Origin of the sequence: Glaciecola sp. SC05, from assembly GCF_041380235.1 — a bacterium.
Lineage (GTDB): Bacteria > Pseudomonadota > Gammaproteobacteria > Enterobacterales > Alteromonadaceae > Glaciecola.
On sequence record NZ_JBGIYY010000012.1, the window covers coordinates 35,888 to 51,250 of the forward strand.

14 protein-coding genes are annotated in these 15,363 nt (G+C 43.9%); 2 read left to right on the forward strand and 12 right to left on the reverse strand.

Going from position 1 to position 15,363, the window contains the following annotated elements:
• Positions 1–271: 271 nt before the first annotated feature.
• Positions 272–3,256, forward strand: coding sequence for a TonB-dependent receptor domain-containing protein (locus AB9H30_RS11970; protein WP_371194905.1), 2,985 nt, complete (start codon positions 272–274; stop codon positions 3,254–3,256).
• A gap of 237 nt (positions 3,257–3,493) precedes the next feature.
• Complete coding sequence (arcB, locus tag AB9H30_RS11975) at positions 3,494–5,854, forward strand: aerobic respiration two-component sensor histidine kinase ArcB (RefSeq protein ID WP_371194906.1); 2,361 nt, start codon at positions 3,494–3,496, stop codon at positions 5,852–5,854.
• A 49-nt stretch (positions 5,855–5,903) separates the two neighbouring features.
• On the opposite strand, the gene mgtE is transcribed toward arcB, so the two are convergent.
• From mgtE to AB9H30_RS12035, 12 genes are all read right to left on the reverse strand, one after another.
• Positions 5,904–7,262, reverse strand: a complete 1,359-nt coding sequence (gene mgtE, locus AB9H30_RS11980; protein ID WP_371194907.1) for a magnesium transporter — start codon at positions 7,260–7,262, stop codon at positions 5,904–5,906.
• A 150-nt stretch (positions 7,263–7,412) separates the two neighbouring features.
• A complete protein-coding gene (locus tag AB9H30_RS11985) occupies positions 7,413–7,697 on the reverse strand; it encodes an HPr family phosphocarrier protein (protein WP_371194908.1) in 285 nt (94 codons plus the stop codon).
• Positions 7,690–8,556 carry an RNase adapter RapZ gene (rapZ, locus tag AB9H30_RS11990; RefSeq protein ID WP_371194909.1) on the reverse strand — a complete coding sequence of 289 codons (867 nt, stop codon included), beginning with the start codon at positions 8,554–8,556 and terminating at the stop codon, positions 7,690–7,692. Before rapZ ends, AB9H30_RS11985 begins: the two co-directional genes overlap by 8 nt.
• A 31-nt stretch (positions 8,557–8,587) precedes the next feature.
• A complete protein-coding gene (gene ptsN, locus AB9H30_RS11995) occupies positions 8,588–9,031 on the reverse strand; it encodes a PTS IIA-like nitrogen regulatory protein PtsN (RefSeq protein ID WP_371194910.1) in 444 nt (147 codons plus the stop codon).
• Positions 9,032–9,045: 14 nt separating this feature from the next.
• Positions 9,046–9,333: a ribosome hibernation promoting factor gene (gene hpf / locus AB9H30_RS12000; RefSeq protein WP_371194911.1), complete on the reverse strand. Its 288-nt coding sequence runs from the start codon at positions 9,331–9,333 to the stop codon at positions 9,046–9,048.
• 23 nt (positions 9,334–9,356) lie between these two features.
• Entirely contained in the window at positions 9,357–10,865 is a 1,509-nt protein-coding gene (locus tag AB9H30_RS12005) for an RNA polymerase factor sigma-54 (RefSeq protein WP_371194912.1), read from the reverse strand.
• A gap of 47 nt (positions 10,866–10,912) precedes the next feature.
• Complete coding sequence (gene lptB / locus AB9H30_RS12010) at positions 10,913–11,641, reverse strand: LPS export ABC transporter ATP-binding protein (protein WP_371194913.1); 729 nt, start codon at positions 11,639–11,641, stop codon at positions 10,913–10,915.
• A complete protein-coding gene (gene lptA / locus AB9H30_RS12015; protein ID WP_371194914.1) occupies positions 11,638–12,231 on the reverse strand; it encodes a lipopolysaccharide transport periplasmic protein LptA in 594 nt (197 codons plus the stop codon). The genes lptB and lptA overlap by 4 nt, the downstream gene beginning before the upstream one ends.
• Positions 12,200–12,760, reverse strand: a complete 561-nt coding sequence (lptC, locus tag AB9H30_RS12020) for an LPS export ABC transporter periplasmic protein LptC (RefSeq protein WP_371194915.1) — start codon at positions 12,758–12,760, stop codon at positions 12,200–12,202. The genes lptA and lptC overlap by 32 nt, the downstream gene beginning before the upstream one ends.
• The gene (gene kdsC, locus AB9H30_RS12025) at positions 12,757–13,311 is read right to left on the reverse strand and encodes a 3-deoxy-manno-octulosonate-8-phosphatase KdsC (RefSeq protein WP_371195015.1); all 555 of its coding nucleotides are present in this window, start codon (positions 13,309–13,311) and stop codon (positions 12,757–12,759) included. The genes lptC and kdsC overlap by 4 nt, the downstream gene beginning before the upstream one ends.
• Entirely contained in the window at positions 13,311–14,270 is a 960-nt protein-coding gene (locus AB9H30_RS12030; protein WP_371194916.1) for a KpsF/GutQ family sugar-phosphate isomerase, read from the reverse strand. Before AB9H30_RS12030 ends, kdsC begins: the two co-directional genes overlap by 1 nt.
• 2 nt (positions 14,271–14,272) lie before the next feature.
• On the reverse strand, positions 14,273–15,229 hold the full coding sequence (locus AB9H30_RS12035; RefSeq protein WP_371194917.1) for a calcium/sodium antiporter: 957 nt from the start codon (positions 15,227–15,229) through the stop codon (positions 14,273–14,275).
• Positions 15,230–15,363: the final 134 nt, after the last annotated feature.

A 15,363-nucleotide genomic window follows, 5' to 3' on the forward strand; every position in this document is an offset into this window, starting at 1 on the left:
TCTCTTAACTGCAAAAAATTTAAGTAAATCAGCATAACTATTTACGGCTGGCGGAATTGACTGATCAACATAATATAGATGTTAATGCAGATGCAATGCGCAATGTCTTTATTGAGGATAAAGTCAATCAAAAAGTTTTGTTCTTATTGGACAGAAAAAAAACCTAGGGACTAGCAACTTTGTAAAGTTAGTATCGCGCGAACCGAGAAAAAGCACTTGTTGTTAACACAACAAATATAATAAACACAAAAAGTCTTCTAGGGCCATAATAATGCAAAGAAATAATCGAAAATCTAAGTTCTTACCAAAACTTCTGGCGGTGTCTATCGCGTCAGTTTTTACTTGCTCAACTATGGCTCAAGAAGCTACCAACACGGAAGAAAAAGTTGAGAAAATCTCTGTTGTAGGTAGCCATATCAAAGGTGGAGCAGTAGCCGAAGCTCTGGCCGTTTCGGTTATCTCTGCAGAAGACATCGGGATATTGGGTATAGACTCAATTGACGATCTACTGCAGTTAATCCCTGAAAACGGACAAAACTTTTTCTCAGAGTCGCAAAACATAGGCGGTGGCGTTAACGCTGCGCGCGGCGACATTGGTACCTACAACCTGCGTAACTTAGGCACAGGAAATACACTGGTATTGTTAAACGGTAGACGTATGGTGAATTCAGCCAGCTACCAAACAGAAGAAGTGGGTGGCAGTTTTGTACCCGTCAATTCAGTTAACGTGAATACCATCCCCGTAAATGGTCTGAATCGCGTAGAAGTGCTACGAGATGGCGCGTCAGCAATATACGGTGCGGACGCTGTTGCCGGTGTTGTTAACCATGTTATGAAGTCTGATTTTGTTGGCTTCACGCTAACTGGTCGCTGGACAGAGTTTGAGAATTTACCTCGGGACACGCAGACCATCACTGCCGAATGGGGTAAAGATTTTAATGGCGGGCGCACTAACATCAGTACGTTTTTAAATTACTACAAGCGCGAAAGGGTAAATGCTCAAGACGACCCCCGATGGGCGAATGCGGATTTTAGCGATCGCGTGCCGGTAGATTCACCTTGGTTTGGTGATGCCGCATTTAGAAATGACAGTGCAAACTCTTTATTCGGACAGTTTGATGTTGTCAGCAGTGCTTCGGCTGCCGGCCTAAACGGCATATTTACCGATAATGCGGGTGAGTTTGAAACCTATCCAATTGGTGACCCACGTTGTCAATATACACTTAATGCCACCACCTGTGGCGGCAGGGATGGGCAAGGTACCTTCAGAGACAATTTAAACGCGAACCGGGATCTTAGCTCAGAGTTAACACGTTCTAACGCATTTATTTTTGTAAACCATGAATTCCAAAACGGCGTAGAGAGCTTCACCGAACTTTCGTTTTACGAGGCTAAGACTAATCTGCTGCGCCATGGCGCTTCGCCGTTTGCAACATCGGCGCTCAGAGTTGGGGCTGAAAACTACTATAATCCTTTTGGTCCTTGCGGTTCACCTAATCGCCTTGATTCAGCATTAATCCCCAATGTGCCCTGTACCGGCCTAGAGTTGATTATAGATAACTACCGCTTTTCTGAATTGCCGCGTATTGTGGATAACGACAGTAACGACTTTAGAATTTTGCAGGGTTTTAGAGGTGAGTTCGGTGATTGGAGTTGGGAATCAGCATTCGCCTATTCTAAGGCTCAAAACAGTGATATTACCCGTAATCGTGTATCAAACATCCTTATTACTGAGGCCTTATTTGACAGCACACCAGCTGCTTACAACCCCTTCAGTGGCGGCTTAAACTCCAACATTGAGCGTGCACTAGTCGATGTAGAGCGTATCAGTGAAACTGAGCTGACCACTTTTGATATTAAATTCGCACATCCAGAAATTTATACCTTGCCCGCAGGACCTGTTGGCATGGTAGTCGGATTTGAGTATAGAAATGAAACTTTCTTGGATGATCGAGATGACCGCTTAGACGGCACTATTACATTTACCGATTTTGAGGGAGATACCTACCCGTTTGTGTCCGATGTCGTTAACTCAAGCCCTACGCCAGACAACAGCGGAGAGCGTGATGTAACTTCCTTATTTGCTGAGTTGCAAATCCCAGTGCTAGAAACATTAAACGTACAGGTGGCGATGCGCTATGAGGATTTCTCAGATGTAGAGGCTACAACGGTTGGTAAAATCGCATTTGGTTGGCGTCCCTCTGATATGTTTTTATTGAGAGGGTCATGGTCTGAGGCTTATCGTGCTCCTAACTTAGTTACCATCAATGAAAGCATAGTTGCTCGCAACAATACACGGACAGACTACGCCTGTTTGTATGCTGCTGAAAATGGCGGCGATCCAAACCAAAACACGCTCGATTGTACTAATTCCATTCAGCGTATAGCGGAAGGCAGCGATACTTTGGCACCTGAAGAGTCAACTAACACATCCTTTGGTTTTGTCTTAACGCCTTTAGACGGATTAACCATTACGGCAGACTATTGGTCCATTAAAAAGGAAAATACTATCGGCTTGTTCGGTGAAGAGAATCATACTTTGCTCGATTTGATATTGCGCTTAGAGCAGGGTACCAGCAATTGCTCAAGTGCAACCTTTAACCCAGCAGTATCGAGAGCGGCGGCAAGTTCTGGCGCCAGTGCGGTCTATCTGGCCGCCGGTATATGTCCAGCCGGTGATATAAGATTTGTCGATGACCAATACCTAAACTTAAACACGCGTAACTTAGCCGGTTTTGACGTAGGCTTGTATTACGATATTGATACAAGTGCAGGTGACTTCAAATTTAGCTATAACGGTTCTTTTATCGATAAATATGAACAAGAGGCCGGCGGTGATGCCAGTATCTTAGTGGCAGCGCAAGAAGCCGGACAAATTCCAAGCGGTTTCCCTGTCGCCGGTTTTGCTGACTTAATTGGTCAAGACGGTAATCAAGAGCAGCGCCATTCAATGCGATTAAGCTGGCGTTTAGACAGTTTTGGTGCATCGCTAAGTGGCAATCGTATTGGTAGCTTTTATCAAAGTTCGCTGACCCTAGAAGACGGCACGCGATATATCATTCCTAGCATGACTACTTTCAATGCAACCCTAGACTATCGTGTAACCGTCAATGATGTGAAAACTCGTATTCGTTTAGGTGCCGTGAATTTGACCGATGAACGTGCGCCTTTAGCGGATGGTTTTTTTGGATTTTTTGCTGATGCGCACCGAGATTTCGGTCGCAGTTATTATGTTGATGTTCAAGCAAGATTCTAATCTATGCAATTAACATAGCGGTATAATTTTTAGAAAGGGAGCTAATGCTCCCTTTTTCTTTGCACTCTCTATCGAGCATGCCGCAGTGTTCATGATGTAATGCCAAACATCAAACAATCAAATGCCAAGCAGTTGGATAAGCACAATTAGACGGCTTATTACGGCGTTTACTACCCGTGCGTAGCATTTCTTGATAGCATGTGCCTATCTAATCTGCTTACCTCATGTCATTACAATATGCAGCTCAAAACGCTACCAGAATCATGGGCAATAAAATTTGCTCAATTTGTCGATAAAGTCGGAACGCTAAAAGTCAGCGTCTTATTTGTTATTTTTACACTGATGTTCACTTTACTAGGGTCATACCTTATTCGCGCAAGCATGGGCAGCGATATTCAAGTTGATGATTTTATTAGTGCAATAGTGCTTACCTTAATTAGTGCGCCATGGGTTCTCTATTTTTTTAGTGAACTGATCAAGCAGTTAGAGCATTCACGAATAAATCTTGAAGAGGCGGTTTCTCAGTTAGAGCGGCTGCGCCGGCACGATGTGATACTAAATCGCGAGCTGCAAAACAACATCAGGCAATTAAACTACGAGATTGATCAGCGCAAAAACGCCCAGTTAGAGCGTGAGAAAATGTTCTCTGAACTTGAGCGTCAAATTAAAGAAAAATCCGAACAGGAGCTTCAAGCTCGTCGTTTGTCGACGCTCACGCGATCCATTATTGATGCCTCGCCTGATCTAATTTATTACCGCAATGAAGAAGGTAAATTTGCTGGTTGCAATAAAGTAGCAGAAGAACTTGTAGGTAAAACTGAAAAAGAGCTGTTGGGCTTAACCCCACATGAAGTATATGACGAAGAGCTAGCAAGGCAGGTCGTAGCATCCGATAACGAAGTGCTTGAGCGTAATACTTCCATTACCGAAGAACTATGGCTGCGTTTTGCAGATGGCCGCAAGCGATTTTTCGAAATGCAAAAAGTGCCCTTTTATGACAACGATGGTCACCGCTTAGGATTGTTGGCATTCGGTCGCGATATGACCGAGCGAAAACAATCTCAAGTTGCCATTGAGCAAGCCAGTAAAGATAAAACCAAGTTTATAGCGACCATTTCTCATGAGCTTCGAACGCCACTAAACGGTATTGTTGGCTTGAGCAGAATGATGCGTGATACTCAGCTCAATACCGAACAGTATGAATGGGTCAGTACCATTTATGCTAGCGCAATCACCTTAGGCAATATTTTCAACGATATTATCGATTTGGATAAGCTCGACCGAGACAAAGTTGAAATCCAACTTAAAACCGTCTCCACTACCGCTTTTGTAAATGAGATTGCCAGCATCATCCGTTTACTTGCGGCAGATAAAAACCTTCACTTTAAATATGAAATTATTGAGCCTGTTCCCGCCGCATTTGAGGCTGATGGGACACGTTTGCGACAGGTACTGTGGAACATGTTGTTTAATGCGGTGAAATTTACGCCAAAGGGTTCTGTCTCACTGACGATGTCTGCAAGCAATACCACTTCGAAAACTGCAGATATACACTTTACTATCCAAGATACTGGCATTGGTATTCCTAAGGGAGAACTGGACAAAATTTTTGCGATGTATTATCAAGTTCAGCGTAAGGATTTTCAGTCAGCTACGGGTACCGGGATCGGTTTGGCAATTTGCAAGCAAATGGTCGATAAGATGGGGGGCAACATCCGAGTTAATAGTGAGCTCAATCGTGGCACTTGCTTTGAAATAACACTGCCAGTTGAGGTATCTGATGAACGCATAGTGATGGAAGAGCTGCAGGTTAAAGGTTTGAATATTTTATTGGTAGAAGATATCGAACTCAACGTAATGGTCGCTAAAGCCCTGCTTGAAAAGCTAGGCCAAAAAGTGAGTGTGGCGATGACTGGGCAAAAAGCCATTGATATGATCAGAGCCGAAACCTTTGACTTGATTCTGTTGGATATCCAATTACCGGATATGACAGGTTTTGATGTCGCAAAAACGGTGCTAGAAGAAGATCTTGTGTTGCAAACACCAATTGTCGCGCTGACGGCAAATGTGATTAAAAAGCGTGAGGAGTATTTACAAAACGGTATGGACGACATTATTGCCAAACCAATTAAAAAGAGTCGGGTGATCCAGGTCTTCAACGAGCTTTTCGCAAGGGGAGACAGCCAACCGGTGATCCTAAATCATGGCAAAGATGATGTTATCAAGATTCAAAAAGAAGCGCCTAATGTGCTCGATGCTGACTTGCTAAACATGTTAGTAGAGACTATTGGGGATGCCATGGTGAAAACCAGTTTAGGGGTGTTTAAAGAAAAAATACCCGAGTACATGGAAGAAATGAAGGTTGCGCTTGCTGCACAAGACAAAGATGAAGTCTGTTCGCAAGCTCACAAAATAAAAGGGGCGGCTGGTTCTGTTGGCTTATTTCGAGTGCAAAGCGCAGCTAATGAGATACAGCAGGGCGAACATCCTGCTTGGTGGGAGAACGTGCACGACTGGATGGAGCAGCTTGATATGGCCCTCGAGCAAGATGTCCCCACCTTAGAGCAGTGGTTAAGAGAGAACGAAATAGACGACTAAAGGGGTTTATTGGCGATATTGGGTATCTGCGATAAAGAGCAATAGAGTTCTACAGCAAGAAAATAGTTGCGGTGCCCAGAAACGCAAAGATTCCGACAACATCTGTAATAGTCGTTAATATAACACTGCCGGCCAATGCCGGGTCTATTTTTAGGCGCTTCATGATAAGAGGCAAGGTGGCGCCGGCCAGTCCTGCTGCAATCATGTTCATCATCATCGCGAAGGCGATAACCGCACCTAGCATATAATCTTGTTTCCATATTGCGATTACGCCAGCAATCAGTATTGCCCAGATCATGCCGTTGAAAAATCCAATTGCCAGTTCTTTTCTGACTAACCATACCGAGTTAGAGCCAGTAACGTGGCCCAGTGCCATACCACGTATCACTAAAGTGAGTGTCTGATTACCGGCCACACCACCCATACTCGGCACAATGGTATTTAATATCGCAAGGACTGCAAGCTGACTCAAGGTTGCTTCAAACAAATCACTTACCGCAGCAGCCAACAGCGCTGTGACGAGATTTACCCCGAGCCAGACGGAGCGTCTTTTGGTACTTTGCCCAATAGGCGCAAATGTATCTTCGTCGTCGTCTAGACCAGCCATGCTCATCATTGAGTGTTCGGCGTCTTCGCGGATAATGTCAACCACGTCATCAATAGTGATACGACCAACAAGTTTATGGTCTTCATCTACAACTGGCGCAGATAGCCAGTTGTAGCGCTCAAACATGCTGGCGACCTCGGCGTCTGAGGTATTAGCACTTATCGCCTCTGGCTCATCATCCATTATCTCTGCCACTGAGATATCAGGGCTGGCAATTAACAAACTGGCTAAAGAAACAGTGCCAATTAATACATCTTGGCGGTTAACCACATATAACGTGTCGGTATTTTCAGGTAATTCAGTTTTTAGGCGTAAATATCGCAATACCACATCTACACTTACGTCTGGGCGCAGTGTAATGGTATCGGTATTCATAATGAAACCGGCGGTTTCCTCACCGTAAGATAGGGCTTTTTCTGCTCTTATCCGGTCTTGGGTATCCATCGACTTGAGAATGCTCTGCAGAACATCATCTGGCAGACTGCTGAGCGTCTCGGCCAAATCATCGGTGTCCATCTCCTCAAGGGCATCGACCACGGTGGCGGGAACCATTTTGGTGATGATGCCATTGCGCACATCTTCAGATAGCTCTTCGAGCACATCACCGTGAAAGTCGGCGTCGAGTAAGCCCCATAGTTCATCACGTGTTTTAGTGGGTGAGGATTCTAATAACAGCGCAACGTCAGAAGCGGGTAAGTCTAGCAGCAGTTTGCGAACACGCACAAAAGCACCCGCATTAAGCGAGCGGCCAATAGAATTTAGCCTTGCTTGAGTGTTGTTGAGCTCTGCTGTTTCGGACATGCGCACTCCACGGGATGGATAAGATAAAAGCCAAGATAACAAACACGCTTTACATTCGTCGCAGCGCTAGTATATCACCAACATCGTTTATGAATACTTGATTATTATGAAGTTTCTAGAAATTATTAAGCTTGCTTATGTGCTAGTGCTTTATTCCGACTCGTCGAATTTATTTTCAATAAGCTCGCTGATAGCCTGCATGGCAGCCTGAGCATCTTGGCCCTTACAAGTGACTTCCACAGTCTTACCCTGACCGCTTTCCAACATCATCAATGCCAATACGCTATTTGCCGGAGCGGTGTTGTCGCCCTGGGTGAGTTGAATATCGGCGGCAAACTTGTTTGCTAGCTGCACAAGCTTAGTCGCGGCCCGTGCGTGCAAACCAAGTTTATTTGTTATGGTCAGAAGTTTTGTGATGTTGTTTACATCACTCACCTTTTTCGTCCTTAATTTTCTTTAGCTCGCGATGCTTAACCTGCACATCACCATGGGTAGCTTTGAAGGTTTCTGAAAGTGCTTGGGCAACATACACGCTGCGGTGTTGACCGCCAGTGCAGCCAATCGCAATAGTCACATAACTTCTGTTATTGCGCTCTAAGTGAGGTAACCAAGTCGTGATGAGGTTTTGTACCTGCCAGATGAACTTCATAACCAAAGGTTGACCTGCTAAAAACACTTCCACGGGGCCGTCTAAACCATTTAGAGGCCTTAAATCAGGGTCCCAATGTGGGTTTGGCAAAAAGCGCACGTCAAATACATAATCAGCGTCTTTTGGTATACCATATTTAAAACCAAAAGATTCAAACAGAATGACTAAATCGGTGCTTTTTTTGCCTAATACTCTTTCGCGTATTAACTCGGCGAGATCATGCACTGATAGCTGGTCTGTATTGATATTTAGGTCGGCTTTTTCGGCCACTGGAACCAGTATTTCCCGCTCAGCGTTAATCGCATCGGTAAGTGAGTTCGATAGCTTAAATAGTGGATGTAAACGTCTTGTTTCGCTGTAGCGTTTGATCAGTACATCGTCGCTCGCGTCTAAAAAGATAATCGTGATATCCCAAAACTCAGGCAGATATTCTAGTATTTCTGAAATTTCTTGCTCAGCTTTTGGCATGTTACGCACATCGATACTGACGGCGACCAACTCATTTTCGTCGGCAAGTGCGTGTGTAAGAGTGGGTAACAGATTGACTGGGATATTGTCGACGCAGTAATAACCTAAGTCTTCTAGTGAGCGAAGAGCGATAGATTTTCCAGAGCCAGAACGACCGCTGATGATTAAAAGCTTCACTGCTTGCTCCTAGTTACGAGTTTAGATTCAGCTAAGCTAATGCTGAAATAATTTCTTTCTTAGTTTGGGCATTGCGTATGGCTTTTACAATGTCTTTATTACTCAACTTTCTGGCGATGCCAGCGAGTGCTTTCAAGTGTGTTTCGGCCTCTTCAGCAGGCACTAATATGGCAAAGAAAATATCCACTGGTTTATTGTCGATGGCATCAAACTCTATGGGCTCCTCGGTGGTCACGATGATCGCCATGATTTGGCTGATGCCTTTAATACGGCCATGAGGAATAGCAATCCCATTGCCAATGCCAGTGCTACCCATTTTTTCGCGATTAATTAAGCCACTTAATACTTCGTCTTGATCCAACTGTGGGTTTTGTTTTATCGCAATATCGCTGATCATTTCGAAAATACGCTTTTTACTTTGGCAATCGACCGAACATTGCGTTCGGTCGAGAGAAATAATATCAGAAATTATCATAAGGTAAGTTTCGTCTAGTGCCTTCTGAGTTTTTCTTTGTGTTTAATTACCTGCCGATCGAGTTTGTCGATAAGAGAATCTATTGCCGCATACATGTCGGTATGTTCAGAGTTCGCGAATACTTCGCCGCCTTTTAAATGAAGTTTAGCTTCTGCTTTCTGGCTGAGTTTTTCTACGTTTAAGACCACGTGGACATTATTGATGTGGTCAAAATGACGTTCTAATTTTTCGAATTTAGTATCCACGTAACTACGCAATGAGTCAGTGATATCTACATGATGGCCGGTAAGGTTAATTTGCATAATACTAAGTCCTCTTGTTGCGTCTAAATAAGACTTTTTCGTTGGTTTGAGGGGGGAATATGTAACGATTCCCGATATTTTGCAATTGTTCGACGAGCAACCTGAATACCTTGTTCGGCGAGCACTTGCGCAATTTTGCTATCACTCAATGGTTTATGTGCAGGTTCAACAGCCACCAATTTTTTAATCAATGCTCGAATCGCCGTAGACGAACAATTCTCACCTGATTCGGTCGCAACATGGCTGGAGAAAAAGTACTTAAGTTCAAAAATACCGCGCGGTGTGTGCATATATTTCTGCGTGGTGACCCTAGAAATTGTCGACTCATGCATATCGACCATCTCTGCCACGTCATTTAGTACCATGGGGGTCATTTTCTCTGGCCCTTTTTCAAAAAATTCACGCTGTTTTGAAACAATGCAGTGAGAGACTTTTAATAATGTCTCGTTGCGACTCTCCAAGCTCTTTATAAACCATTTCGCTTCTTGTAAATGTGACTTGATATATTGAGAATCGTTCGGATTTTTTGAAGTTTTTCCTAAACTAGCATAAGTCTCATTAACCGATAGCGCCGGCAGCGCATCGTTATTGAGCTCAACTGTCCAAAGGCCATTCTTTTTGTAGACGTTTACATCTGGAATAATGTATTCGGCTTCTTTGGTTGATACCGCGCTGCCTGGACGCGGGTTAAGTGTCTTTAACAGGCGCATGACCTCGCGTAACTGGTCCTCCTTGAGTTTGGTCTTGCGCATCAAGGTTCGATAGTCCTTGCTACCCAGTAAATCGGCATGCTCTTGAATTAATTCTTTGGCTTCTTCTAACCATGGCGTGTTTGCGTCGAATTGGCGCAGCTGCACCAGCAAGCATTCTTGCACCGATCTGGCGCCAGAGCCAACAGGGTCGAACATCTGCACACGTTTGAGTACGCACTCGACTTCATCTAAATCAACGTCTTCGTCATCTAGGCTTTCGAGAATATCTTCGCTGGTGGTCGTCAAATAACCCGACTCGTCAATGGAGTCGATGATCGCAATGGCAATCGACCGGTCGGTTTCAGAAAAATGCGTTAATTCCATTTGCCACATTAAATGGTCTTGGATGGAGTCACTAGTTTCACCTTGAAAAACATAGTCTTCGTCAGGATTGGTTCCGATCATTTTAATGGGCGCTGAACTGGAGCCCAAATATTCTTCCCAAGAGCTATCAAGTGGAAGATCATCAGGAATATCGCCTTTTTCTAGAGCGTCATGGGTATCCATGTTGTCGGTGCCAGATAAACCAGTTTCTCGATCAGAATTATTAGAAGTCGCAGAGTTATCGTTGGTTTTGGCGTTGTTTTGATCAGATTTGTCGGTGCTGTCATTCTCAGGATACTCATGATCAGTAAGCTCTAAAAGCGGATTTGACTCAAGCGCCTCTTGGATTTCTTGTTGTAGATCAAGCGTAGAAAGTTGCAACAGTTTAATAGCCTGCTGTAACTGCGGTGTCATGGTCAGCTGTTGACTAAACTTCAGTTGTAACGAGGGTTTCATTAACTTCCTTTAGCTACGAATTCGTCTTGTATACGAATAATGCGACTCTATAGTGCAAACTGTTCACCTAAATATACATCGCGAACAGTCTGGTTGGCTAATATTTCATCAGCGGTACCCGATGCAATTAACTCACCGTGGCTTACAATGTACGCTAATTCACATACATCTAGTGTTTCTTTTACATTATGATCGGTAATGAGTACACCGATACCGCGTTCTTTAAGCTGATATATGATCTTCTTTATATCACTAACAGAAATTGGGTCAACACCTGCAAAGGGTTCATCGAGTAAAATAAATTTGGGGTTTGCCGCTAATGCTCTAGCAATCTCTACTCTGCGGCGCTCTCCACCCGATAAACTCATGCCTAAATTATTTCGAATGTGGTTGATGCTAAAATCATCAAGTAACTCATCCGCCTTCTGCTCTTGCTGTGCTCGGCTCAGCTCTTTTCTGGTTTGCAATATGGCGATTAAATTCTCATGGACGGTGAGCTTACGAAAGATAGACGCTTCCTGCGGTAGGTATCCGATACCGTGTCTTGCTCTCTCATGCATCGGCTGATAAGTAATATCTAATTGGTCGATTTGAATTTCGCCTTTGTCCAAAGGCACTAATCCCACAATCATATAAAAAGTAGTGGTTTTTCCGGCACCATTGGGACCAAGCAATCCTACGATCTGACCGGTAGACACCTCAATACTGACATCGCGAACGACCTGTCTAGACTTATAGGATTTGGCTAAATGCTTTGCGCTAAGGGTGCTCGTCATGGTTGATCCTGATTGTCTGTAGGCTTAAGCTCCTGCTCGGAAGAGAAAGCGCCAGGACTAATCACGGTTCTAACAGATTCGCTACTATTATCGTTAGTAGATGCCAGTATTTGTTCTCTAGTCATATCAAACACGATTAAATCGCCAGTCACCCTGACTTCATTTTGCATAATAAGTGCATTGCCATTGAGTGAAATAGTACGTGACTCTACCGTATAAATAATTTCGTTAGCCTGCGCCTCAACCATGCTGCCATCGTCTTTACGCTGTTTGTAGCTCGCCGGTTGACCGCTGGCACTGATAATTTCTTTACCTGCACCATTTACCGCATTTACTTCTACTTTGTCTGCCATTAATTCGAGGCTGCCTTGTCGAATAACCACGTTTTCCATAAAAATAGAGGTTTTATTTTTACCGTCGAGGGCTTGGCTTTTTGAATCGAGCGTGACCGGAAGGTTAAAGTCGCTGCTAATTGTTGATTGCAATGGCTCACTCGTCACAACAGGACTGCTGTCTTGCGCGTTGCTAGTCCCAGCTAAGCCAAACGCTAAGGCTACACTAAGGGCGAGGATAAAATTGGGTTTGCACATGTTCTTTTAACTCATATTGTTGTGTTGCAAGGTCGCCAAACAAACCTATACTTTTAACGGTGTAATCGACTCCGCTGATATTAACAAGTTGATCAGATGAGAGGGTTTTATCCTGTAAATTTATTTCAATATATTCGGTGGTAATTTCTTTGACATACTCATCGGTCCGTAAATTCAGAATTTTTACGTTTTTTTCCAACTGAATTCGATTGTTATTATATAAAACACCTTCATCAGCCGTAATCTGCCATGGTTCACCGTTGTCTAAATACAGGGTATAGACCGGATTGTCGAAGACCGCAAATCCTAATTGATCGAAGTGCTCCATTCTAGTGGCAGCGACGCGGTGACTTAATTTTCCAGATTTATCATAAAGCTTACTCGACAAATTAATAGCTGAATAATTGGGTATCAGCTCAGCACCGTCAGTAGAAACCGATGGGGCTTCTTCTTTTTCGAACAAAATAGGCAAGTATAGAATGAGCACAACGGTAAAAATAAAAGCGATGCTATAACCGATACGATTCAAATGCTTGCTCCATGGCTTATATTAAGTACACCTTTAGCCTGCAGCACTAAGTCGCAAAATTCCCTTACTGCACCACGTCCGCCATTGAGCGTTGTGACGAAATTTGCCTGTTGCTTGACAAAGGGATGGGCGTCTTTCACGGCAACTTTAATATGACTGAGTTTAAATAAGCCCAAGTCTGGCATGTCGTCGCCGATACTAGCGACTTGCGATTGCGTAATTCCGGCTTGAGCCATTAAGTTTCTTAAGGCCTGATATTTATCTTCTTCGCCTTGGATAATAAATTTAGCATTGAGCGCGGTCATGCGACTTTCCACAATTTTCGAGCTACGTCCGGTGATCACTGCCACATCTACGCCGCATTGGGATATCGCCTTGATACCATAGCCATCCTTCACATTAAAGGCTTTAAGTTCCTCGCCAGCATTGCCTAAATAAATGAAACCATCCGACAACACGCCATCTACATCAAGTACTAATAATTTCAAATGTTTGCAGGCATCATAGATTGTTTTGGGCACTTCTCCATAGAGCGTGTGAATGGCGTCCATCATACAACTCCTGCTTTTAAGAGCATGTGCATATTGAGTGCGCCGACAGCATTGCCGTTGTGATCGACGACTATTAAAGAGTTGATGCGTTTTTCTTGCATTAAGTTAAGCGCATCTATGGCGAGTCCTCGCTCAGATAGCGTGATACCGTTGGGTGTCATTACATCGCTTACAGCGGTTGCGTGCACATCAATCTGCTTATCTAGCGTGCGCCTTAAATCGCCATCGGTATAGATACCCACGACTTTTGCATGTTGAGTTATTGCGGTAAGACCTAGGCCTTTTGACGACATTTCGAGCAGCGCTTGGCTTAGGCTTGCGCCGACGTCAACTATTGGAATGTCGGTGCCTGTGACCATAACGTCTGCAACAGTAAGTAATAATCTTTTTCCGAGCGCACCGCCAGGATGTGAAAAAGCAAAATCTTCAGCAGTGAAGCCTTTGGCCTCTAATAGGGCAATTGCAATAGCGTCGCCAAGCACTAATGTTGCAGTCGTGCTTGTTGTAGGCGCCAGTCCTAAGGAGCATGCTTCTTTATCAACATGTAGCAACAGTGTTTGCGTGGCAAATTTGGTTAAGCTGCTGTTGGCTTTGTTGGTAATTGCAACGATTGGAATGTTGAGTCGTTTCACTGCGGGCAATAAACCGATGAGTTCTGCGGTTTCGCCTGAGTTTGAGATGGCGATCAGCACATCGTCTTTACTCAGCATTCCAAAGTCACCATGGTTAGCTTCGCCTGGGTGCATAAAAAATGAGGGCGTGCCGGTGCTGGCTAAAGTCGCTGCAATTTTATTGGCGATATGACCAGATTTCCCCATGCCAGAAACAACGACTTTGCCTTTACACGCGAGCAGTATTTCGCAGGTGTGAGTAAAACTGCTGTCGAGCATTTTTGATAACACGCTTAGCGCATTAATTTGATTGTTAAACGTTCGCTGTGCAGAGTCGAGTAGAGTCATCGTTATGCAAATAGCCAATATTGATAAATTAAGAAGATAGAGACAAACACAGCCCCTTCAAATCGAGTGATACGTCTAGTCCCTTTTAAATTAAAACAAAATACAAACAGAAGTACACTCAAGCCAAGCATGACGAGTGAGTCTCTGCCGGCAGCATTTTCGTCGATAATGCCTGGTGCAATCAGGCCTGGCATAGCCAGTACTGCAAGTAAATTGAAGATGTTAGAACCAATAATATTACCAAGTGCAAGATCATCTTCGCCTTTCAATACACCGGCTATACTTGCTGCAAGCTCTGGTAAGCTGGTTCCAATCGCGATGATGGTGAGTCCAATCACAAGTTCACTGATACCAAAGTGGCGAGCAATTTCGACCGCTGAGTCTACTAAAAAATTAGCGCTCAGAGGTAATAACACAATTCCCACCACTACCCAAAATACAGCGGTTGATGTGGCCACATTATTTGGTATTTCAGTTTCAGTCTCTGCGACTAGAGGGTCGTTTTTATCGACGGTAAACGACAAAACTGCCATTCCGGCAATAACCAGCACAAATAATGTCATCAGTACGATCCCTTCTATCCGGGAAAGAAAGCTATCGTCAATAAAATAAACCGCAAGTAAGGTAATCATCAGCATCACGGGCAATTCCCGCTTGAGGGTCATCGATGATACAAGTAAAGGCTTTATCAGCGCCGTTATGCCAAGCACAAGGGCAATGTTGGTAATGTTAGAGCCTAGGGAGTTGCCGACTGCTGTGTCGATGTTGCCTGCCAGTGAGGCTGTAGCAGAAACAACTATCTCCGGTGCGGATGAGCCCATGGCTACGATCGTCAAACCAATCATCATTGGCGAAACGCCAATGTTTTTGGCTAATGCTGAGGCACCGTAAACAAATCGGTCGGCGCTCCAGCTAAGAACCACCAGACCAACAATAAATATTATTAAATTTATAACCACACAATTCTTCTATTGAATAACAACGGGTTCACTGTTGCAAATTGTAACGTTTTAGCACTAATAAATCACATTTATGTGCAACGAAATAAGGTATAACTACAAAATACAGCCTTAATTGATTTTTTATACGACAG